This is a genomic window from Enterocloster citroniae (genome assembly GCF_040545455.1).
Classification (GTDB): Bacteria; Bacillota; Clostridia; order Lachnospirales; family Lachnospiraceae; genus Enterocloster; species Enterocloster citroniae.
In genome coordinates, this window is record NZ_JBEPLZ010000024.1 from 20,165 (window position 1) to 42,662 (window position 22,498).

A 22,498-nucleotide genomic window follows, 5' to 3' on the forward strand; every position below is an offset into this window, starting at 1 on the left:
AAGACAGAGGGCTGCGGGAGGCGACAGAAAAAGTGCAAGAGCAAAAATCGCTTCTGACCAAATGATCAGAGGCGATAGTCAGAAATCTACTCTTCGCGAAGAACTCGCCAAGATTGCCGGGACATCCGCAGGAAGCGTACAACGTTCCAAGTTCATCTTAGATAAAGGTACACCAGAACAGATCGAGAGGGCAAGGAAAGGAGGAAAACGAACCACTGGGGAACTACAGGGGCAATAGGATTGAACCCCGAGTGAAGCCCGAGAAAATGAAACCGTGAACGGCGAAGGAACAGCGGGAAAAATAACCAAATATCGGGATTGAACGCCGGGCGAACACCGAGGAGATAAAGACTTTTGCTCGGAAATGGGTGAAAGTGTCCAGAGATTTTAGAGGCCCTAAAAAGAAATAACCGGACATCGTTACGCGTGTGTACACCTTGACATTTCTGACATTCAAAAAAATATATTGACATCGTTACGCGCGTGAAGTATCTGGACATTTCGGATGCCCTAAAATGGGTTCATGTAGTTATTGTGATTCAGAACAGAATAACCATGCTGGAAGGGGTGAAGGATTGATACCCCTATATACAGAATATATTATTTAGAATTATGTGAAAAGAAGGTTAGAGCGGCGGTCCAGGGGCGTTGTCAGAAACTTCTTGCATCCCCCTTCCTTTGCCATGCCGGGCTATGGTATTACTAAAAACCTTACAAAACCCAGCCTTTGTATCTAATAAGGGCGAATTTGCAAAACAAACATAAATGCCAGGCTACAAAACCACGAATACGGCTTTTCCAAAACAAACGAAACCAACGAATGTTAAGAGTTGTTAAGGTTAACAAACGCTAACATTTGCTAACAATGCTTAGATTTGCTAAGGTTTCAAAACGAAACGAATGCATACAAAACAACACAATTACCAGGGAAAACAAGGGAGTTTCCGTTGTAGTACTCCGTTACCTTATAGTGTACTCCATTGGTAACAGGGTGGAAAAGGTGCACGGCTTTCCATGCGAACGTTCGGAACGATAATAGCGAGCGTTCGGAACGCTGATGTAGGAATATGTTGGAACGTCCGCATATTGGACGAAGGCAGAGGGCTGCTTTATACCGGAGGATGTGCGAAGCACTGAAATCAATTATATGCCGGGAAATCAAGGAGCAGGACGGGAGAGAAGGGTTAGAAACATTCCGGGTGATAAAAGTATTGCTTAAGGGATAATAATGGGAAATTGGCCTATATTATGTGATGTGGATACAGGCAGAGGGATTATGTACGAAGTCCGTACGAAATTATGTACTGTGCGGAGTCCGCACACGTAGCTGGTAAGGAGTTTTTGGCGGAGTCCGCCATAAAGGTTTTATTTCTTTGCGGATTCCGCAAAGTATTCAATGGAATCCGTTGATAAGTATTTTTCGCTCACTTGCGTGGGTGTGCGGGTAGGTGAACGGAGTCCGTTCAGTTATACATAATCAACAACTAAATCTCTGCCTGGAGCTGCGGAGCAGTGCCGATCAGAGCGAATGAGGGAGAGTTTCGTTGTGAATGTTGCACATAAATGAGTAAAGTATTCACGGAGTCCGTGAAAAGGCTGAGGACAAAGAAAAAGCAGCAGCCCCGTTATGGTTCTGCTGCAATGTGGATAGTATTAAATGCTTAATTGGCTAAAGTCAATGGAAAAGTCCTCATATATGTTGACTTTAACAGAATCGGTAAAACGATAAATGGTGGGTGGTGTTTCGTTAGCCAGGTCATACACCATAACAACCTCCCTGGCCGGGTCCATAATCCAATATTCCCGTACCCCCGCTCCTTGATAAAGAGCCAGCTTTTTGTAATAGTCCATTTGTCGGCTGGAAGGGGAAACGATCTCAATCGTCCAATCCGGTGCACCGTGGCAGCCTTTATTATCCAATTTGTCTTTATCGCAAATTACGGATATATCCGGCTCCAGGTAATTAGTATTGTTCTTCTCGTCCTCTGCCTGAAGGAACACGGCAAACGGTGCATGGAATACTTCACAAGGGCCGTTTTTACTGTTGATGTAATTGAAAATAGTTCCGTGTAGAAAGGTAGATATTCTTTGGTGGGTAGTGTTCGGCGGGGCCATATAATAAATCTGACCGTCAATCAGTTCTGCCCGTTCTCCATCCGGCAGACCGTAAATATCATCAATGGTATAGATTCGTTCTTTTGGTAATGGCATAGGGTCACGCTCCTTCCTGTGCAGTGTTGTCAGATTCGATAGTTTGTGTAATGGCTCGATTGATAAAACCATTTAGACTTTCACCATGTATTTCAGCATGTCTCGATATGTCAGTTTTCTTCCCCTTAGGTACAGTGAGATTGATTCTGTCATAATTGTTACTGATATATTTATTTACTGCTTTTTGCTGGGCTTTGCTTATTTTGCTTTCCTCTGCCATAGATTCCTATTTCCCCTTTCATTAGGTGATAAAAGATAAAGACACCTATTTCATTATACCCATATTGTATCATTAATATCTACTTGCGTAAATATACAAAAGTCACAAATATATTTGTGCAAATATATGCAATATGCTAATAGACTATTTGCGCAAATAGATATATACTATATACATAGCAAGGAACACAAAACAAAAGCAGCCGGGGCAGACAATACCCCACAAACCTATCAATCGTACCTGTGAGCCAAAAGCAATAGACACGCAAGACTGATAGGGGCTGCGGATTCAATTCCGGTGAGGATATGCCAGGGATGGCGAACAATAGCCCGGTGAGAATCCAATGTTAGGAAAGGAGATCATGCAATATGTCAGAGAGAACATTACTCAAAAAGGTCAATGACCTTAAGGCCCTGGAGGCCCAAAAGAAAGCCATTGAGAAGCAAATGGAAGCCCTGCAGGAGGATATCAAGAAGGAGTTACAGGCCAGGGGCCAGGAGGAAACAGAGGTAGGGGACTGGATGGTCAGGTTTAAGGCTGTTATCAGTAACAAATTTAATGCTAAGGCATTTGCAGCAGATCATCCTAAGCTTTACCAGAAATACAGGGGCCAGTCCCAGGCCATGAGATTCACCGTAAACGCACAGGGCTGAGAAAGCAAAGCATCCGGCAGAGGGGAGTAACGGCAATTACATAGAGCCTCTGCCGGAGCCACACACCGGGAAAGGAGATTACAGGATGGCGGATTATAGCCTGTCAAGGACAGAGCAGGAGGTTATTATTGGATTCAATGCGGCAGAGGATACCGCAGAACTTTACACGGCGGACCCGGTTTGGATGCGTAAACTTGATAAGCTGGTGGAGCAGAACCCGGAACAATTCAAAGAAGGGAGACAGGAGGTATATCAGGATAAGATAGTTGCCAAGCGGTACACATTCCCAAAGCGGTTTATAACAGTAAGGTCCAGAGATACGAAAAGGGAGTTGACCGAGGAGCAGCGAACCGAACTCTCAAATAGAATGAAAGGACTGCACAGAATCAATTCTGTGTCTGAAAATCAAGGAACAGAACCAGGAATGACGGTTTAAACAGCTTAAGGTGTAGAAATATCCATCCAAGGTAAATGAACGTCAAAAACGTTACATAGAAACAGGGTATTTAAAAACCCCATGTGTCGGCAAACACACAGGGCTGAAAAAACAATACCCGACCACACACCAATGCAGTAGGGATATTCTGATTATATCACAGAACCATCCCTTTGCAACCAAAAAGTAAAGGAGAATGTCGCCATGCAGCGGATCATGGTTCTCCTGGGAAAAGGAGAATTTTAGAATATGAGCAGTAATTTGGCTATGGACATAGATGACGCATTAATGGGAATAGAGGTGCTGGCTGAAAGAGCAAAGGTAATGATAGAGGATGTACGACAAGCCTATTTCGGTCAGGAGATTGAGGATATAGAAGAAACGTGGAAAATTGCGCCCCCATATTATATTTTAGCCGGTATAAAAGTTGATATTGCGGACGACCTTGTCTTTGATATGATGAAGCAGTTAAAAGTGCTTCGTGAGTTGACAGACAAGATAGCTTAAAATGTAGTTATTCTCATTTAAAACATAGTAACCACGAGGAGGATACGGGATTGTTTTGCGTGATACAGGAGGTAGAGATAAAGAAGATTCCTGCAGGAGAGGCTAAGGAGATTAAAGTCTATGAAACTACCTGGACAATTGATGGCGTGAGTGGTTCCACATGGGGGTGGAGTTACAGTGACGAACGTTTTGACCGTCCTGTCAGGAAAGCATACCGGATTAGTATCCATGAGAGTTACCGGGAGGCTGGAAAGGTCAGGAAGAAGCAGACGGTAATCTGTACCATTGGGTATTATGAGATTGTGGACTGGGGCGGCTGGATAGGGGATTACATCATAGGCGGCCTGAAAAGAAAAGCGGATGCCCTGGGGCTGTCCGAAGAAGTGCTTTCTGATATGGTCTATAAGAAGTTCCAGCCTATCATAGACCGGGTGGAAGCAGAGTTCCAGCAGACAAAGGAATACAAGGCCAGGGAGGAACACAGGCGCATCCTTAAGGAGCACAACCAGAGGGTGGAGGCTTTCAAAGAAAAGTATGATACCAGCGAGAGTGAATATAAGCGCTGCTATGATGTGTTCGGGAACCTGCGCAGCCCTGAGGCACTTAAGAAAGTCAAGGCAGATTATAAGGCAAAGAGGGATTATGAACGCCGGAGCCAAAAAGAGAGCCGTAGTTATTATGATAACTACGATAGCGGAGCCGGAGGAAGTCACGGCAGTGTTTCTCACACCAATCATGAGGATAATAAAGCCATGCTAAAGAAGTTTTATCGCACCCTGTCAAAGGCATATCATCCGGACAGTAACCCGGGTAGGGATACATCAGAAGAAATGAAGCTGCTGAACCAGCTTAAAAGTGACTGGGGCGTGTAGGTATTACATATATAAACACAGTAACTATCTGGGGGAGATATCAACGGATTCCGTTGAAAAGTCGTGGTTCCTGGCCATGACAACGCCAGTACATGATAAAGACGCTTTATCTCGGTGTGGGTGATGGCCACACGTTGACTACAAAAGATGCTTGTGAGATAAGCATCCCCCGGAGGGGCAGAGAGTAAAGGGAAACTTCCCTGGACACCTACGCCCCATATTTATCTACATAAAAGGTTAGAAATGAGAATTCAGAAAGAAGGGATATTATGATTAGATTATTAAAGGAAATATATGGTCTGGTTTATGGGGAACTTACACAGACCGCAGCGGCGCTGGAGCCATTACATAGAGAGATCGAGCGGATCAAAAATCCCTTGAGGGATCGGGAGGACTTTGAGGAGATACAGGAAATCTGCCTGGAAGTAAGCTGCGTAAGCCAGGAGTACGGTTTTATCAGCGGCTTTAAATACGGGGTTGCTTTCATGGTGGAGTGTATGGAGTGGCCGGGACAGGAATAGCGCCCCGGTTGCGGATAGAAAGGGTGTGATCACATGGCAGTGGATAAGAATGGAAAGCCTCTGCCAAAGGGCATTGTAGTAAGGCCAGATGGGCGATATATGGGACGCTTTACTTACGCAGGGGAACGTTATACGTTATATGATGACGACAACCCTAAACGCTTAAAGAAAGCCATGGACGATATGCGCTATGAATTGGAGCATGGCTTATATGGTACCTGTAAAAATATTACTTTAGATAAATGGTTTGAGGAATACATAAAAACATACAAAGAACCGATTTTGAAAGAATCAACAGTCAATCACTACCGGTTGTATTACCGTTTGTATATACAACCAGATATGGGAAAAAAGTATATTAAAGATATCAAGGGTATTCATGTTCAAAAACTATATAACGAATTGGCTAAAAGGGGTATGAAGTCAAATACAATAAAGAAAATTGCTAACATCCTGCATAGCACATTAAAACAAGCGGTAAGGGATGACCTTCTTTTAAAGAATCCATGTGAAGCAGCAGACATTCCTAAGACGGAAAAAAAGGAAAGGCGTGTGCTTACGGCAGAGGAACAACGGGAATTTATTGATTTTGTTGCAGATTCCGTAAAATGGAAGCGATATTATCCGCTTTTTATAATGGCATTTGGTACAGGCATGAGAATTGGGGAGCTTTTGGCCTTGCGCTGGAACGATTTGGATTTTAAGGAAAAGTCTATTCGGGTAAATAAGACCCTGCAATATATCCAAGTGGAAGGAAGCAGGGAGTGTAAGTTTATTATTCAGTCCCCTAAAACAAAACAAAGTATCAGGACGATTCCAATGCTTGATAATGTGGCAAAGTCTTTAAAGGTCCATAGGGAGGGACAAGGGAAAGATATAATCATGCTGGGGAGTATATGGCAGAAGAACGATAATAAGGATTTGTGTAATTTGGTATTTACCACGGATACCGGGAATCCCATAGACCGGAATAGCATTAACAGAACTATTAAAAGTATAGTGAGTGATATAAACCTCAAGAGAACAGAACAGGCTAGGAAGGATAAACGAAAGGTAGAGATATTTCAAGATTTTAGTGCACATACTATGCGCCATAGCTTTGCAACACGTTGTTTTGAGGCTAATATTCAGCCGAAAATTGTTCAATCCTTTTTAGGGCATTCTACACTTGCAACGACAATGGACATATATACTCATGTGACAGAGGAAAATAAAAAGGAGGAGATAGAGAAAATAGCAAATGTAGTATAAGGAGGACTGTTCGGTCCTCTTTTTCTACACCATTTTTACACCAAATTCAATAAACTGTAATAAACCATGATAAATAAAAAACCTGGAATCACCTGTATTTATAAGGAATAATAAATATAGATGGAATCTGATAAATAGCCATTTTTTGAAATTCAATACTAGATGACAAGGGGCAAATGTCCTTTATTTTACCAACCGTTATTTTAACGGAGTTTAACCGAGGCCTGGTTTGCTGCGGGCTGTTTCATTGGTCATAATTGACGGAGGGGGCTTGTGCTTCGTAGTTGTGCACAAATTTGAATGAAAAATTTCAATATATTGACTGAAAAGAAATTTCATTACAAAAATATATTGACATTTTATTTCATAGCAATATAATATAGCTAAGAAAACAATTTATGGCTTAGGGTCAGAGACAATCAGGAGGATAGAAGAGATGCTTGTAAACATGAAAGACATTTTGGCAGTCGCGAAAGAGAACAATTTTGCAGTACCGGCCTTTAACACATCCAGCAACATGATTCTTACCGGGGTGATCCAGGAATCCGTTGCCCAGGATTCACCGGTTATTGTGGCCATTCATCCGGATGAATTATCATTTGTACAGAATTCTTTTATCAAAGCAGTGATCGATGAAGCGAATCATGCCCCGGTTCCTGTGTGCATTCATCTGGATCACGGCGGCTCCTACGAGGACTGCGTAAAGGCTATTAGTTTGGGCTTTACCTCTGTTATGATCGATGCATCGCTGCTGCCCTTTGAGGAAAATATCGCACTTTGCAAAAAGGTATGCGAGACAGCCCATGCATCAGCGGATTACGTATCGGTTGAGGGGGAACTGGGAACCATCGGCAATACGGATTCCATTGAGACAGGAACCAACGAGATCCGCTACACGGATCCGGAGGACGCGGAGCGGTTTATAAAGGAAACAGGAATTGACGCATTGGCGATTGCCATCGGAACCAGCCATGGGCTGTATCCAAAGGGATTTGAACCCAAACTCAGAATCGATATCCTGGATGAGATCAAGAAAGTGGCCGATGTGCCGCTGGTGCTTCACGGAGGTTCATCCAACCCGGACAGCGAGATCGAGACAGCCGTGTGCCATGGAATCAATAAGGTCAATATTTCAAGTGATATCAAAGCTCCCTTCTACGAGAAATGCAGGGAAGTCCTGGCTGACCGGTCATTAAGGGAACCAAATGCCATATATCCTCCCTGTATTGAGGCTTTGAGGAAGGTGGCGGGACAGAAGATCGAACTGTTCCACTCCGCAGGGAAGGCATCCTTATATCGATGACCTGCAGCAGGCATATGGATGGAAATAAAAAGCAAAAAATAGCATTGGGGTTTCACGCGTGTGTGGATTATGAACTGGAATGGAATCTTTCCTCCATGGAGCATCTGATGGAAGAATGTGAGGTCCATGCCGGGGAACTGGATAGCGTGGGGCTGAATGGCGTGAGGCAGACAGGGGACACAGAACGGATAGAGTCCATGAAGGGTCTAATGATTGAGATCCTTTCCTGCATGAGGCAGGGCACAGGATGTGAGATCATTCCCGAAGACTGCGGGCTGTGCAGGGAGTTTGCAAAAAACTTCTCTTATAAGATCACCATTGGAGGGACCGCTGCCAGGGCGGCGATCGCCATAGGGAAGATAGGATATGAGAGCACTTTGGGAATGTGCTGTTTTAATCAATATATGGAAGATCTCCTTCCGGCCGGCATTACATGTTATTCAGGAACGGGGCCGGACCATGATGAGGTTTATCCGCACATTATCCTTCAGTATCCTTCCGGCGTACATATCCAGGTCAATGACATTGATTTTACCACCTCATGCCACAACAGGATCCTGATCTCACGGGATCCGGACAGCATGAACATGGTGATAGCTGAGGACTTTGGGAATCAGGCAGGAGATGCGGATGTGTTTCTCCTCTCATGCTTCAGCGAGGTGCTGGATGCATCCATACTGACAAAGAGGCTGGATACGGTATTTAATCTTCTGGCCGGTATCAGGGACAGGACGTTTGTGATCCTGGAGGACGGATGCTATGTCAATGGGGAGTTTCGGCGGATGGTGCATAGAAAACTGGCGCCGGTGCTGGATGTGATCAGCATGAATGAGGACGAGCTGCAGGACTTTGTGGGCAAAAGGATACAGATCCTTGACCCGGACCAGGTTTTGGATGGGGTCAGCTGTGTTTACCGGTCCCTGAAGGTTCCCCTTCTTATTATACACACCCATGCATGGGCCCTTGCATACGGAACAGGGTCCCATGACCTTAAGGAGGCCCTGGAAGGCGGGATCATGCTTGCATCTGCAAGATATGTGTACGGAGATGAGTTTGGAATCGATGAGTACAGGAATATCCGCACCTGGAATGTGAATGAAAGAGGAAGGGAATTCAGCAAACAGGTAATGGAGGAGGATCCCATGGTTTGCTGCATCCCCTGCAGGGATCTGGAGTTTGCAAAAAGGCCCACCACGGTTGGCCTGGGAGATTTTTTTGCAGGGGGTCTCTTGCCGGCGCTGGCCAACAGGAAATAAGATTGGGCCAACAGGAAATAGGATCTGGTCCGCAGCAAATAAGGTTAAGAAAGGAAGCAGAGATGTATGAGAAGGTAACCAATATTTTACAGACAGCCAGGGAATGCAACACGGCGGTGATCGCATTTATCTGTCAGGACTATAACATGGCGAGAGCGGTTGTATACGCGGCCCAGGCAGCTAATACCCCGGCCATTGTCATGCTGTATCCGGAGCATGTGTCAATACAAAAAACAACGGGTATGAAAAGCTTTGCTGAGATGGTAAAGGAGCTGGCCGGAGAGGTTTCCGTGCCTATTGGTCTTCATTTGGATCATGATTACACGAAGGAAGCGATTCTGAACGCGGTCCGCTGCGGATTTGGATCCGTAATGATGGACGGGTCGGTGAATCCACTTAAGAGGAATATTGAAATAACCGGGGATGTGGTGAGAGCGGCCCATGAGTTGGGGGCGGCTGTGGAAGGTGAGATCGGACATGTGGGCGCGGCCTCTGATGCGGACAACTCAAAGGAAGATCTGTACACAAAGCCGGATGCGGCGGAGTTGTTCTGCAAAGAGACAGGGGTTGACTCCCTGGCAATTTCCATTGGAAATGCCCATGGAGAATATATAGATACACCTCATCTTGATATAAAAAGGCTGGAGGAAATACGGTCGGTCACAAAGGTTCCCCTGGTGCTCCATGGAGGGAGCGGGATACCGGATGACCAGCTGCTGGCGGCATTTTCAAAGGGGATCAGCAAGTTTAATCTGGGAACAGAGTTTTTAGGAAAATATTATCAGGCCATGGAACAGTACGTTTCTGAAAATGGAGGGAATATGGATCCTGTGAAGATCATCCATATGCCGGAGTATATCCATGCCAGGCTTTTGCCTTATGTCGAAAACAGAATGAGAACCTTGTGCAGATTCTAACGCATGTCTTAAATACACTCTTATATGTCCCAAAGCAGGGGGTACGTATGATGGGAATGATTTTTAGGACATGCTCTGGTATAATGGCAGGAGCAGGATATAGCATTGTGTGTACTCCCGGAGTCTCCTTGGCACCCATCTTTGCGGCCGGTTTCCCGCCAGCCGCACACAAATTTATTCACAACTGACAAAAAATCATCCCGCAAATCTGAGTACCAGGAGACTCCGAGAGTACACCTGTAAGAAAAGGAGGCTGTTTATGACAGAACTATCTGCAATTGAAAACATGCAGGCGCAGTATGAAAGTCTTTCCCCCACAGAGAGGAAACTGGCGGATTATATACTGAAGAACACTGCAAAGGTAGTTGATTTTACGGTAAAAGACCTGGCCCTGGCAAGTGATGTAAGTGAAGCAACCGTGGTGAGGATGTGTCAGCATGTGGGATTTAAGGGATATTGGCCCTTCCGCATGTCCCTTTCCAAGGAGCTGGTAAGGTATCAGAATCATGAAACAGACAATACGGTGAACAGTGTGGGGGATGTGTTCCGGGAATATTCCAAGATCATGCTGAATATCGCGGATAATATTAACCCGGATATCATCTATGGGTGCGTGGACCTGCTGAGAAGCTGCGACCAGATCCATCTGATCGCCTCCGGCAATACCACGCCGATCATTGAACATATGGGATTCAGGCTTGGGCGTCTGGGAATCAAATGCACCTTCAGCGGTGTGGCCGACTATTACATGAACCAGATCAATCTGGCCGGCAGCAGTGACCTGGTGCTTGCAGTCTCACAGTCCGGTTCGACCAAAAGCGTGATAGACGGCGTGGCCCTGGCAAAACAGAGGAATCTTAAGGTAATAGCCATTACCGCATATAAGAATTCGTCCCTGGCCGAGCTGGCAGACTATGTGATTGAATCCAAGGGGGATTTTTCACGGTTTGATTTTTACAGGAACTACAGTCATCTGTGCGAGATGGCCGTGGCGGAAGCTTTGATGGATATATTAGCAAAGGATGAGAAAATCCAGGCAGTCGTACAGGAGAAGAATACGGATATGCTGGAATTTCTGTCTGATATGAAACTATAGTACACCATTGCCGGAATACCTGTGCAACAGTGTGCTGGTAATGTTAGTTTCCGAATAAAGATCGGAACCATAAGGAGGAGGAATACACAATGAGAAGAAACAAACTGATGGCAGTGGCGCTGGCGGGAATCATGGCAGCCGGTGCATTAAGCGGATGTACAGGTTCTGGGAGCACCACGCCAACCACAGTGGCTGAAAGCAAGAAGGAGACAGAGGCGGCAAAGACAGAGGCAGCGGGCAGTGAGGCGGCGGATCAGAAAACCGGGGAGTCTTCCGGACAGGCATCCGACTCGGGAGATGAGATGAGTTATGATGACCTGGTTGCAGCGGCCAAGGACGAGGGGACCCTGGTATTTTACGGAGCCAATTCATACCTGCAGGATGCAGCTGACCGGTTTGCAAAAGAGTTTGGGATCAAAGTGGAGTTTACACAGCTGGGGGAGACGGAGATGATCGAGAAGATCACCTCAGAATGCCAGTCCGGTGCGGTCAGCGCAGATCTTGTATGCGCCCAGGATACCTACCGGGTCATGGCAGAACTGGTAGACACCGGATACGCCATGAACTGGTCCAATTCCCGGGTTGGAGAGCTGGTGGGCAATGATGACTGTACTGCCCTGATCTGGTACTATGACACCAAGAGCTTTATGTATAATGATGAGCTGGTTGGAGAAGGATGGCTTACCAATCTGTGGCGTATCGCTGATCCGGAATACAAGGGACTGTTTACAATGAAGGATCCTTCCAGTGAGGGCGTAAACTTCGATATGCTGACAATGCTTACATCAGACGAGTATGCGGCAAGGCTGGCAGATGCATACAAGGAATATTTTGGAAAAGACATCACGTTAACAACGGACAACGCAGGATGGGAGTTTATTAAGATGATGTTCCAGAACGGCGTCCTTCTGACTACCTCGGATACCACCTCGGCCACCACCGTGGGAGCTCTGGGCCAGACCGACACATGGGTGGGATATTTCAGCACCCAGAGATTCAGTACCCAGGAAGATAAGGGCATCAAGCTGAGTTATGATCTTTCCGCATGCAACCCTGTGGGAGGTTATGCATACCCGGTTTACTCCATAATTCTTAATAACTGCCAGCATCCCAACACAGCCAAGCTTTTCTCTGAGTGGCTGCTGAGTGAAAACGGATGGGCTGCATTCAATGACTATTACGGAGGCTTCTCCGCTAATCCGGCCAATGTCCATGCCACGGATTACAGTTTTGACGAAGTAAAGAAGAATATTGTACTGGATGATCCGGATTACCTGGTAAATCACCGTGCAGATGTGGAAGATTTTATTGAGACATTACGTTAACCGGATGCAGCCTGCGGTGCTGCGTTGTTCTCAAAAGCTGTCGCATCTATGATTTCCTAATCATTGATGCGGCAGCTCTTTTAAAATAGAGGTGAATTGATTGAAAGTAAAAGCTAGAAAAGTTGGAAATTTCCTGCGCAGACCCCATAACATCATTCTTTTGGTTTTGCTTATCTGTCTGGTATATCTGGTGATCGTTCCGCTGATCTACATATTCAAGGATACGCTGGTTGTCCATACCTCAGAAGTTAACAGGGTTCATGAAGCAGCAGGCTCATATACATTATATCACTGGAACAAAACATTCGCGTCAGGGGAAGTATATTCGACCTTTGTCATTCCCCTTGTAAATTCCCTTATGTGCGCTGTGTTTTCCTGCTTGATCGCCATTGCGGTGGGCGGAATGTTTGCATGGCTGGTCATAAGGACCGATATGTATTGTAAAAAACTCTGCTCCACACTGTTTATGTTCCTGTATATCATGCCGGGATGGACACTGGCAATTGCATGGACAAACTTTTTTAAGAACAGCCTTATTGGAGGCACCACTGGAATCTTTGAAGCTGTCACCGGGCTGGCCACACCCAACTGGTTCGCCTACGGATTCTTTCCCATTGTTCTGGTGACCGGCCTTCACTACGCTCCCTATGCATATATCCTGATCGGCGGGATCCTCAAGAACATGGATTCCAATCTGGAGGAAGCGGCACAGATCCTAAAGACCTCCCGTTTCCGCATATTTGCCATGGTGACCCTGCCCCTTGTAAAGCCGGCCGTGCTGTCCACCATACTTTTGGTATTTGCATCAGGCCTCAGTGTATTTTCCACAGCCCAGTTTTTAGGACTGCCGGTCAACTTTTATACCCTGGCCACAAAGATGTACAGTTACCTCAACGGCACCAATCCCGGGCGCGGCTATGTGTACGCGGTTGTGATGCTGGTGTTGAGTTTTTCCATATTGTACCTGAACCAGAGAATGCTGGGGACCAGGAAATCCTACACAACGGTCTCCGGGAAGAGCTCCAATGTTTCACTGACCAGACTGCGGAAAGGACGCAGAGTGGTAAGCACCGTGGTGGTGGTTTTTGTTGTAGCGGTAACCCTGCTGCCCTTTGTGAGTTTTGCAACCGAATCCCTTACGCAGGTAAAGGGGGATTATTCCCTTTCTAATTTTACGCTGCGCTATTGGATCGCGGAGGATGCGGGGATCGGATTTTCCGGCATATTCAGAAACCCTACCTTCTGGAAAGCTTTAAAGAACACGCTTTTGCTGGCCCTGTGCTGCTCCCTTGGAGCCGGTACCGTGGGATGTCTGGCCGGATACGGGATTGCCAGAAAATGGGGAACCAAGCTGTCCGCCACTGTCAATAGCCTGACATTCCTGCCCTATCTGATCCCCAGCATTGCCCTTTCAGCCATTTACCTGTCCATGTTCTCCACCAGGAGAGGATTTATACCTGCATTGTACGGCACCTATGCCATGCTGGTTCTGATCGGTGTAGTGAAATACCTGCCCATGGCTTCCAGGTCAGGCCTTAATTCCATGTTCCAGATCAGCGCCACCCTTGAAGAATCCGCAATGATCATGGGAATTCCCTGGTATAAGAGAATGTGCCGTATCCTCATTCCCATCCAGAAGACCAGCATTATGTCAGGATATCTCCTGCCATTTATCAGCTGTACAAGGGAAATGGAGCTGTTTGTGCTTTTATACACTCCAGGCTCTGTTCTGCTCACAACGCTGTTGTTCATGTACAATCAAAAGGGGTATGAGCAGTTTGCAAATGCGATCACGCTTTTGATCGTCATCATAGTCATATCACTAAATGCAATTATTAATAAACTGACCGGAGCATCCATTGATTCTGGTATAGGGGGTTGATGAAATGGCAGATAACAGTATAAAACTTAAAAATATAACAAAACGATACGGAAAATCAGTGGCGGTGGATCACCTGGACCTGGAAATACCGGCCAACAGTTTCATTTCCCTGCTGGGACCATCCGGCTGCGGAAAAACCACCACTCTGCGTATGATCGCGGGCCTGGAGACGCCTACGGAAGGTGAGATCTGGATCGGGGACCAGTTGGTATTTTCAGCTGAAAAGGGGATCGATGTGCCGCCGAATGAACGAAGCGTGGGCTTCCTGTTCCAGAACTATGCGTTGTGGCCCCATATGACCGTGTATAAAAACATAGCCTTCGGCCTGGAAAATATGAAATGGAACAAAAAGGACATAAAGGACAAGGTGGAGGAGCTGTGTGTGCTTTTACAGCTGACTCCTTATCTGGAAAGGTACCCATCCGAGTTGTCAGGCGGGCAGCAGCAGAGGGTGGCTATTGCAAGAACGCTGGCCACCAGCCCGCAGATCCTTTTAATGGATGAGCCTCTGTCTAATCTGGATGCCAAATTAAGGCTGGAGATGCGTACAGAACTGAAACGCCTCCACAGCACATCCAATGCCACCTTTGTGTATGTGACCCATGACCAGTTGGAGGCAATGGCCTTATCCACCTCCATCTGCCTGATGAACACAGCCGTGCTTCAGCAGTATGCGCCTCCTTTAAAGCTGTACGCGGAGCCGGTCAATATGTTTGTGGCTGACTTTGTGGGAAACCCGGCCATGAACTTCGTGGGCTTCCAACTGGATGCGTCCTCCCAGGATCTGGAACTGCAAAGAGATGGCAGCCGCTTCCTGGTGGAAGCAGAGAATGAGGCAGGACTCAGGGCGTATGGAGGGGATGTGACCGTGGGCATACGGCCGGAAGACGTGGCCATTGGCCAGGAGGGAAACATACCGGCCAGGGTAATATCCTCCTTTCCCTACGGGATGGAGACCACGGTGATCGTTGAGTGTTTGGGAACCAGCCTGCGTTCCGTGGTGTTTGGAAGCATTAATTTTTCTGAGGGGGAAATGATCAAGGTGAGTATTTCAGGCACCCGGGTATGTATTTTCCACAAGGATACCAGGGAGCTGATATCACTGGGAAAGATTGCGCACAGATAGATGTGTGGAGACGCCTGCACATTCTGGAGCTGCTATTAAAAAAAATCCAGGGGGATGCCCTCTTGGGCTTGGCAGTATGAAAGTTTTTCTGATTCTCTCAGAAACCGGGAGAATCGGGAAAACTTTTTTGCATTGGGACTGATCCGCTGAAACCATTGTAACAGTGGCAGAAATTTCACGATTATGTTATATTGATAGTCAAGAGCAAGTATGTAAATATGGACGAGTAAGTGTGTAAATGTGAAAGGAACAAATATGCGGGATGATATATGCAGGGAAGCAAGCAGACTGATTCAGCGTGTGATGGAGGGATACATTTCCGGGGACCCAAAGACCATAGGGGCGCTGCTGGCATATTTTTCGCCGGATGTGCTTGTGATCGGAACCGGAAGGCATGAGTTTTACACCAGTCTGGAAGCACTGGCCAGGGGACTGGAAAAGGATCAGGAGGAGGCCAGGGGCATCCGGTTTGTGGTGCAGGATGCCTGGTATGAGGCCAAGATGATCACGGAGGATACCTGCGTGGTGTACGGGGAGTTTAAGGCCCGGGAGGCGGGGGCAGGTGACAAAGGGGTTACCATTGACATGGACACCAGGATAACGGCCGGCGTGCACAGGGAAAAGGGCGGAGGCCTGGTCATTGACAGTCTTCACCAGTCCGTACCTTATATTTATCAGCAGGAGGGAGAATACTACCCCAAGACATTTGCCAATCTGGCCGAGGAGGCATTAAAGCGGAGCGCCATATTGGAAAAGCATATCCAGCTGGATCCTATGACCGGTTTATACAACAGAAAATATACGGAGATCCACATCACACGTATGCTGTCCCAGGACCGGGAGACAGGTCTTTTGTTTGTGATCGACATGGATGATTTTAAAAAAGTAAATGATACCTACGGACACCTGAAAGGGGACGAGCTTTTGAAAAAAACGGCATCAGTCATGGCGGAACATGTGCCTCCTTCCGCCATTGTGGGAAGGGTAGGCGGCGATGAGTTCATGATGTTTCTGCCCGGGCCTTATGACAGGGAATTGGGAGAAAAGGCTGCCCGGGGACTGATCCGGGAAATCAGCCGTATCCTCAGTCAAATGAAGTTGGAGCAGAGCTGTTCCGTTGGCATTGCCGCCATATGTCAGAAGGGAGAGACCTTTGAGCACGCTTACAAAAGAGCGGACCAGGCACTATACTGCGCAAAGAGTCTTGGAAAGAATACCTTTTGCTGGGCAGAGGATTTATCACCTGATTAAAGTTGCACAATGGGGACAGGAATGCTATACTAAAAACCTGACATTAAAATGTGGAAATCCATGTAGAGATCAATGTGGAAATCCATGAACAAATAAATGAAGGAATAAAGGCGGTACATAGAATATGAGTATTTACGATACATTAAATCCAATGCAAAAGGAGGCTGTGTTTCACACCGATGGGCCGCTGCTGATCCTGGCCGGAGCGGGTTCCGGCAAGACCAGGGTGCTGACCCACAGGGTGGCCTATCTGATCGATGAAAAGCAGGTGAATCCATGGAATATCCTGGCCATCACATTTACCAATAAGGCGGCAGGAGAGATGCGGGAGCGTGTGGACCAGCTGGTAGGATTTGGCTCGGAGAGCATCTGGGTCAGCACCTTTCACTCTACCTGTGTGAGGATCCTGCGCAGGCATATTGAATATCTGGGATACACAACCAATTTTTCCATCTATGACAGCGATGACCAGAAGACACTGATGAAACAGGTGTTTAAGAGCCTGGACGTGGATACAAAGCAGTTTAAGGAGCGGGCCGTGCTGGGAGTCATCTCATCTGCCAAGGACAAGCTGATCACGCCGGAGGAATTTCTTCTGAACGCGGGTCAGGATTTCCGCCAGAAGAAGATCGGGGAGATTTATAAGGAATATCAGAAACAGCTGAAGAAGAACAATGCCCTGGACTTTGACGACCTGATCGTAAAGACAGTGGAGCTGTTCCAGAACAGCAGCGAGGTGCTGGATTATTACCAGGAACGGTTTAAATACATCATGGTGGACGAATACCAGGATACCAATATGGCGCAGTTTAAGCTGGTCAGTCTTCTGGCTGCCAAATATAAGAATCTCTGCGTGGTGGGTGATGACGACCAGTCCATCTACCGGTTCAGGGGAGCGGATATTGAGAATATATTGAGTTTTGAGTCAGCATTTCCAGGCGCCAAGGTTATTAAGCTGGAGGAGAATTACCGCTCCACCCAGAATATACTGAATGCGGCCAATGGTGTCATCCGCCATAACAGGGGCAGGAAAGATAAAACGCTGTGGACAGCCAATGATGAAGGCAGCCTGATCCGGTTTAAGCAGTTCGACATGGCCAGGGATGAGGCGGATTATGTGGCAAGGCAGATCCGGGACAGTGAATATTCCTATCAGGACCAGGCCGTGCTCTATCGGACCAATGCCCAGTCTCGTCTTCTGGAGGAGCGGTGCATTTTCTACAATGTTCCTTATCGTTTGGTGGGAGGCGTGAACTTCTACCAGCGAAGGGAGATCAAGGATATCCTGGCTTATCTTAAGACCATTGCCAATGGTGTGGATGACCTGTCAGTTCTGAGGATCATCAATGTCCCAAAAAGGGGGATCGGGGCAACCACCATGGGAAAGGTGACTGCATTTGCATCAGAGCATGGGATGAGTCTGTACGATGCCCTTAAGGAGGCGCGTCAGATACCAGGTTTGGGAAAGGCCGCGGAGAAGATTGGAAAATTTATGGGACAGATGGAGAGCTTTCGCGTACGGGCGCTGTCAGACGATTTTACCATCCAGGATCTGATTGAGGGTATCATGGATGAGACCGGATATCAGCAGGAACTGGAGACAGAGGGAGAGATCGAGGCACAGACGCGTCTTGAGAACATTGAAGAACTGGTAAATAAGGCAGTGAGTTATGAGGAGGACAGCGAACACCCCACCCTGGATGAGTTCCTGGAGCAGGTGGCGCTGGTGGCTGATATTGACAGCATGGACGAGTCCGAGAACCGGGTGACCCTGATGACACTGCACAGCGCCAAGGGACTGGAGTTTCCCAAGGTGTACCTGGTGGGGCTGGAGGACGGGCTGTTCCCCAGTATGATGTCCATCAACTCAGATGACCGTACTGACATTGAGGAAGAACGGCGCCTGTGTTATGTGGGTATTACCAGGGCCAAACAGGAGCTGGTGCTGACCTCAGCCAGACAGCGCATGGTCAACGGTGAAACCAGATACTGCAAGCCAAGCCGGTTCCTGGAGGAAGTTCCGGCAGACCTTCTGGACGAGGAACGCCTGGAACCGGTACTGGGTAGCTACAGCGGCCGCGCCTCCGGCAGTATGCCCGAGGAGGCAGGACTGCCCTGGAACCAATCCGCGGCTTCGGGACGCACCAGCACCTTTGGCAAGGGTTATAATGCGTATGCATCCAAGACAGAGAACCTGTTTGAGGGCAGGGGCAGTGCAAGGAGTCAAAGCGGCCAGGGCGCCTCTGGCGGCACAGGAAGTGGTTTTGGAAGCCTGGGGAGCAGCGCAGGCAGCGGAATGGGCGGTCAGAGACAGCCATTGTTTGGAAAAGCATTTACCGTGCAAAAGCCATCGTCCCTGGACTACAAAGAGGGGGACCGGGTCAAGCATGTCAAGTTTGGCACGGGAACGGTCAAAACCATTAAGGACGGCGGCAAGGATTTTGAGGTGACTGTGGAGTTTGATACCGCGGGACAGAAGAAAATGTTTGCATCCTTTGCAAAGCTTCAGAAGGTATAGTTGTTTTTTCATTTCATAAAATGAATGTAATTGGCTAAAAATTCAAGAAATTGGGATAGTAAAATAGGGACTTCCATGATATAATAATTAAAAAGTATGTATCTGAGCTTATTTGCTTGCATATAAGAAAGGACGTGAACCGGATGAACAGATTTGACAGAGACAGATTTGATGCAATGGGAAAAGAGGCTTTAAGCCGTGTAGAAGAACTTATGAATTCCAGCAGGATCAATGATCTGCTTCACAAAAGAGAGGAAGACGAGAAGAAAAAGAATTGTATCCTCTGGGTATTGGCGATCATTGGCGCAGTAGCTGCAGTTGCAGGTATTGCATATGCCGTATACCGTTTCTTTACACCAGATTACCTGGAAGATTTTGAAGACGACTTTGATGATGATTTTGACGATGACTTCTTTGAAGATGAGGAGCCGGAGGAGAAAAAAGCTGACTAAGTTAAGGCAGTCAGTATAGAGATAATGCAGAAGATTGAAGGGACCGTCACAGTGGTGGCGGTCTTTTTATATACGGGGAAGGGAGAACAGCCATGACGATCATAGAGTGGTTATTGGAAGGGGATATTGTGATTCAGTATCTGGCCAATAAATATCTGCTGGAACAGCCAACGGACCATAAAGACGGCGGATATATAGGACGGTATCTGGACTTGTACGATAGAGGAGAAGAAAAGTGGGGCGGCAGCATTTACACCCGCAAGTGGATATGCAGTACTTACACCCTTCTGGAGCTTAAATACATGGAAATACGCTATGATGATCCCTGCTATCAGGGGGCTGCAGGGATGGTGATGGATGACCTTTGGAAATGCCATGGCAGGATTTCCAAAACCAGGTATCAGGATATGTGTATGTCCGCAATGGTGCTGAGTATTGTATGCTACGCAAGGATGGAGGATGAAAGGATCTATGAGATCATTGACTATATTCTGGGGCATCAGATGAAGGATGGAGGCTGGAACTGCGCCTGGGATTCCGTTCATAACCGTTCTCTTGCGGGGTCTGTACATACCACCCTTTCCGTGCTGGAAGCATTGGCGGATTATGAGAGATACGGGTATGGATACAGGCTGAAAGAAATAAAAGATCAGGCTGCGCTTGGGCAGGAATATCTGCTTAGGAGGGAATTGTTCAAGTCGCTGAGCACAGGTGAGCCCATCCACCAGGACATGGTTCATTTCCATTATCCCTGCCGCTGGAAATATGACTGTTTCCGGGCATTGGAATACTTTACGCGTATTGGCTATCCCTATGATGGCAGAATGAAGGATGCCCTGGACAAGGTGAAGGCAGAGCTTCAAAAGGGCTATATAAACAGAGGGAAAAGTTATGCGGGAAAGGTGCATTTCCCACTTGAAACCGGAACAAAAGGGAGATTCAATACATTCCGTGGGATGTTTATTTTAAAATGTTATGACAAAGACGCTTATGATAATATAGCGGGCTTAAAATTTTCATATGGGTGAGAGGAACAGGGAAAAGAGGCGGATGGGATGTGAAAACTTGATGTGGCTGCTGCACCATGGTATAATGAAACGATGAAAAAATGGAATTGCAGGAAACGGAGACAGATGAAATGAAAAAAGGCGACATTTACGAAGGAATCATAGAAAAGGTAGAATTTCCCAACAAGGGGATCATGGTGATAGATGGTGAGCGTGTGGTTATAAAGAACACAGTGCCGGGTCAGAAAATCCAATGTGTGGTCACAAAAAGAAGAAAGGGAAAGTCCGAGGCCAGAACACTGGAAATCCTGGAGCGTTCCCCTCTGGAACTGCCGGATAATGAGTGCCCTCACTTTGGCCTGTGCGGCGGGTGCATTTACCAAAGCCTGCCCTATGAGGAGCAGCTGAAGATCAAGGAAGGCCAGGTAAGATCCCTTCTGGACAGTGTGGTGGAACCGGAAACTTATGAGTTCCAGGGAATCAAAGCCAGCCCCGCGGTGAAGGGATACCGAAACAAGATGGAGTTTTCCTTTGGGGATGAGGTGAAGGACGGCCCGCTGGCGCTGGGAATGCATAAACGGGGCAGCTTTTATGATATTGTGACAACGCCGGAATGTCAGATCGTGCACCCGGACTTCTGCCGGATCCTGGTGGCTACAAAAGAGTATTTTGAGGAGCTTGGGACTGCGTTTTACAGAAAGCTGCAGCACCGTGGCTATCTGCGCCATTTACTGGTGCGCAGGGCTGTGAAAACAGGGGAGATACTGGTGGATCTGGTGACCAGCACCCAACGGGAATATCTGGGTGGAAGAGATGAGGAGACGGTGCTTTCAGAGTGGAAGGAGCGTCTGCTTTCACTGCCTGTTGACGGAGGGTTTGCAGGAATCCTTCACACGGAAAATGATTCCCTGGCCGATGTGGTACAGAGCGATGCGACCCATATCCTGTATGGACAGGACTATTTCTACGAGGAACTTTTGGGACTGCGTTTCAGAATTTCTCCATTTTCATTTTTCCAGACCAATTCCCTTGGGGCAGAGGTCCTGTATGATACGGCCCGTAGTTTTGTGGGTGAGACAAGGGATAAGGTTGTATTTGACCTTTACAGCGGAACCGGCACCATTGCCCAGATCCTGGCGCCTGTGGCCAAAAAGGTAGTGGGAGTGGAGATCGTGGAGGAGGCAGTGGAAGCAGCCGGGCTGAATGCCGGACTGAACGGGCTAGATAACTGTGAATTCATTGCCGGGGATGTGCTGAAGGTGATCGATGGCCTAAAGGATAAGCCGGACCTGATCGTGGTGGACCCGCCCAGGGATGGGATCCATCCAAAAGCGCTGGGAAAGATCATTGATTTTGGAGTGGAACGGATGGTGTATATATCCTGTAAGCCCACCAGCCTGGTGAGGGATCTGGTGGTGCTGCAGGAGAGAGGGTATCGGGTGGAGAAGGTGTGCGGGGTGGATATGTTTCCGGGGACGGGGAATGTCGAGGTGGTGATAATGATGCGGAATTGTGGTTTGGAAGGAAAGCACAGGGGTTAAACCACAAGATATAGTGGTTTTTGGCGAAAAATCGAGGGAAAAATCGGGCAAAAAATGGCCGTTTTTGACCCCGGTTTTTTGGCCTTTTCATAGATGTGAGACGGGTAAAAGAGGATATGGGGTAAAATTTCAGGTCAGCCAGATCAAAAAATG

General features: G+C 47.3%; 20 protein-coding genes. 18 read left to right on the top strand and 2 right to left on the bottom strand.

The window, feature by feature from the left end; all coding sequences use genetic code 11:
• Positions 1–1,653: 1,653 nt before the first annotated feature.
• Entirely contained in the window at positions 1,654–2,211 is a 558-nt protein-coding gene (locus ABID13_RS22855) for a Uma2 family endonuclease (protein ID WP_048931128.1), read from the bottom strand.
• A 4-nt stretch (positions 2,212–2,215) separates the two neighbouring features.
• Positions 2,216–2,431, bottom strand: a complete 216-nt coding sequence (locus ABID13_RS22860; protein WP_048931127.1) for a hypothetical protein — start codon at positions 2,429–2,431, stop codon at positions 2,216–2,218.
• Positions 2,432–2,799: 368 nt separating this feature from the next.
• Between ABID13_RS22860 and ABID13_RS22865 the strand changes: the two genes are divergently transcribed.
• From ABID13_RS22865 to rlmD, 18 genes are all read left to right on the top strand, one after another.
• Positions 2,800–3,084 (top strand): hypothetical protein, encoded by a 285-nt coding sequence (locus ABID13_RS22865; protein WP_048931126.1) that lies wholly within the window; start codon positions 2,800–2,802, stop codon positions 3,082–3,084.
• An 85-nt stretch (positions 3,085–3,169) separates the two neighbouring features.
• Positions 3,170–3,520 carry a hypothetical protein gene (locus ABID13_RS22870; RefSeq protein WP_197092219.1) on the top strand — a complete coding sequence of 117 codons (351 nt, stop codon included), beginning with the start codon at positions 3,170–3,172 and terminating at the stop codon, positions 3,518–3,520.
• Between the two features lie 249 nt (positions 3,521–3,769).
• On the top strand, positions 3,770–4,027 hold the full coding sequence (locus ABID13_RS22875) for a hypothetical protein (RefSeq protein WP_048931125.1): 258 nt from the start codon (positions 3,770–3,772) through the stop codon (positions 4,025–4,027).
• A gap of 59 nt (positions 4,028–4,086) precedes the next feature.
• Positions 4,087–4,899, top strand: coding sequence for a hypothetical protein (locus tag ABID13_RS22880; RefSeq protein WP_242849318.1), 813 nt, complete (start codon positions 4,087–4,089; stop codon positions 4,897–4,899).
• Positions 4,900–5,168: 269 nt separating this feature from the next.
• The gene (locus ABID13_RS22885; RefSeq protein WP_048931123.1) at positions 5,169–5,420 is read left to right on the top strand and encodes a DUF6809 family protein; all 252 of its coding nucleotides are present in this window, start codon (positions 5,169–5,171) and stop codon (positions 5,418–5,420) included.
• Between the two features lie 33 nt (positions 5,421–5,453).
• Positions 5,454–6,671: a tyrosine-type recombinase/integrase gene (locus ABID13_RS22890; protein WP_048931122.1), complete on the top strand. Its 1,218-nt coding sequence runs from the start codon at positions 5,454–5,456 to the stop codon at positions 6,669–6,671.
• 436 nt (positions 6,672–7,107) lie between these two features.
• Positions 7,108–7,974, top strand: coding sequence for a ketose-bisphosphate aldolase (locus ABID13_RS22895; protein WP_048931121.1), 867 nt, complete (start codon positions 7,108–7,110; stop codon positions 7,972–7,974).
• A 14-nt stretch (positions 7,975–7,988) separates the two neighbouring features.
• The gene (locus ABID13_RS22900; RefSeq protein ID WP_197092218.1) at positions 7,989–9,230 is read left to right on the top strand and encodes an ADP-dependent glucokinase/phosphofructokinase; all 1,242 of its coding nucleotides are present in this window, start codon (positions 7,989–7,991) and stop codon (positions 9,228–9,230) included.
• A 62-nt stretch (positions 9,231–9,292) separates the two neighbouring features.
• Positions 9,293–10,147, top strand: a complete 855-nt coding sequence (locus ABID13_RS22905; RefSeq protein ID WP_007860119.1) for a class II fructose-bisphosphate aldolase — start codon at positions 9,293–9,295, stop codon at positions 10,145–10,147.
• A gap of 259 nt (positions 10,148–10,406) precedes the next feature.
• Positions 10,407–11,243 carry a MurR/RpiR family transcriptional regulator gene (locus ABID13_RS22910; RefSeq protein WP_007860117.1) on the top strand — a complete coding sequence of 279 codons (837 nt, stop codon included), beginning with the start codon at positions 10,407–10,409 and terminating at the stop codon, positions 11,241–11,243.
• A gap of 89 nt (positions 11,244–11,332) precedes the next feature.
• Positions 11,333–12,568, top strand: a complete 1,236-nt coding sequence (locus ABID13_RS22915) for an ABC transporter substrate-binding protein (RefSeq protein ID WP_048931119.1) — start codon at positions 11,333–11,335, stop codon at positions 12,566–12,568.
• Positions 12,569–12,668: 100 nt separating this feature from the next.
• Complete coding sequence (locus ABID13_RS22920) at positions 12,669–14,450, top strand: ABC transporter permease (protein WP_007860113.1); 1,782 nt, start codon at positions 12,669–12,671, stop codon at positions 14,448–14,450.
• A 4-nt stretch (positions 14,451–14,454) separates the two neighbouring features.
• Positions 14,455–15,576 (top strand): ABC transporter ATP-binding protein, encoded by a 1,122-nt coding sequence (locus ABID13_RS22925; protein WP_048931118.1) that lies wholly within the window; start codon positions 14,455–14,457, stop codon positions 15,574–15,576.
• Between the two features lie 255 nt (positions 15,577–15,831).
• On the top strand, positions 15,832–16,827 hold the full coding sequence (locus ABID13_RS22930; protein WP_045093720.1) for a diguanylate cyclase domain-containing protein: 996 nt from the start codon (positions 15,832–15,834) through the stop codon (positions 16,825–16,827).
• A gap of 124 nt (positions 16,828–16,951) precedes the next feature.
• On the top strand, positions 16,952–19,345 hold the full coding sequence (pcrA, locus tag ABID13_RS22935; RefSeq protein ID WP_048931117.1) for a DNA helicase PcrA: 2,394 nt from the start codon (positions 16,952–16,954) through the stop codon (positions 19,343–19,345).
• 143 nt (positions 19,346–19,488) lie between these two features.
• Entirely contained in the window at positions 19,489–19,797 is a 309-nt protein-coding gene (locus tag ABID13_RS22940; protein ID WP_007860109.1) for a hypothetical protein, read from the top strand.
• Positions 19,798–19,889: 92 nt separating this feature from the next.
• On the top strand, positions 19,890–20,825 hold the full coding sequence (locus ABID13_RS22945; protein WP_048931116.1) for a prenyltransferase/squalene oxidase repeat-containing protein: 936 nt from the start codon (positions 19,890–19,892) through the stop codon (positions 20,823–20,825).
• Positions 20,826–20,935: 110 nt separating this feature from the next.
• Entirely contained in the window at positions 20,936–22,345 is a 1,410-nt protein-coding gene (rlmD, locus tag ABID13_RS22950; protein ID WP_048931189.1) for a 23S rRNA (uracil(1939)-C(5))-methyltransferase RlmD, read from the top strand.
• The last annotated feature ends 153 nt before the right edge of the window (positions 22,346–22,498 follow it).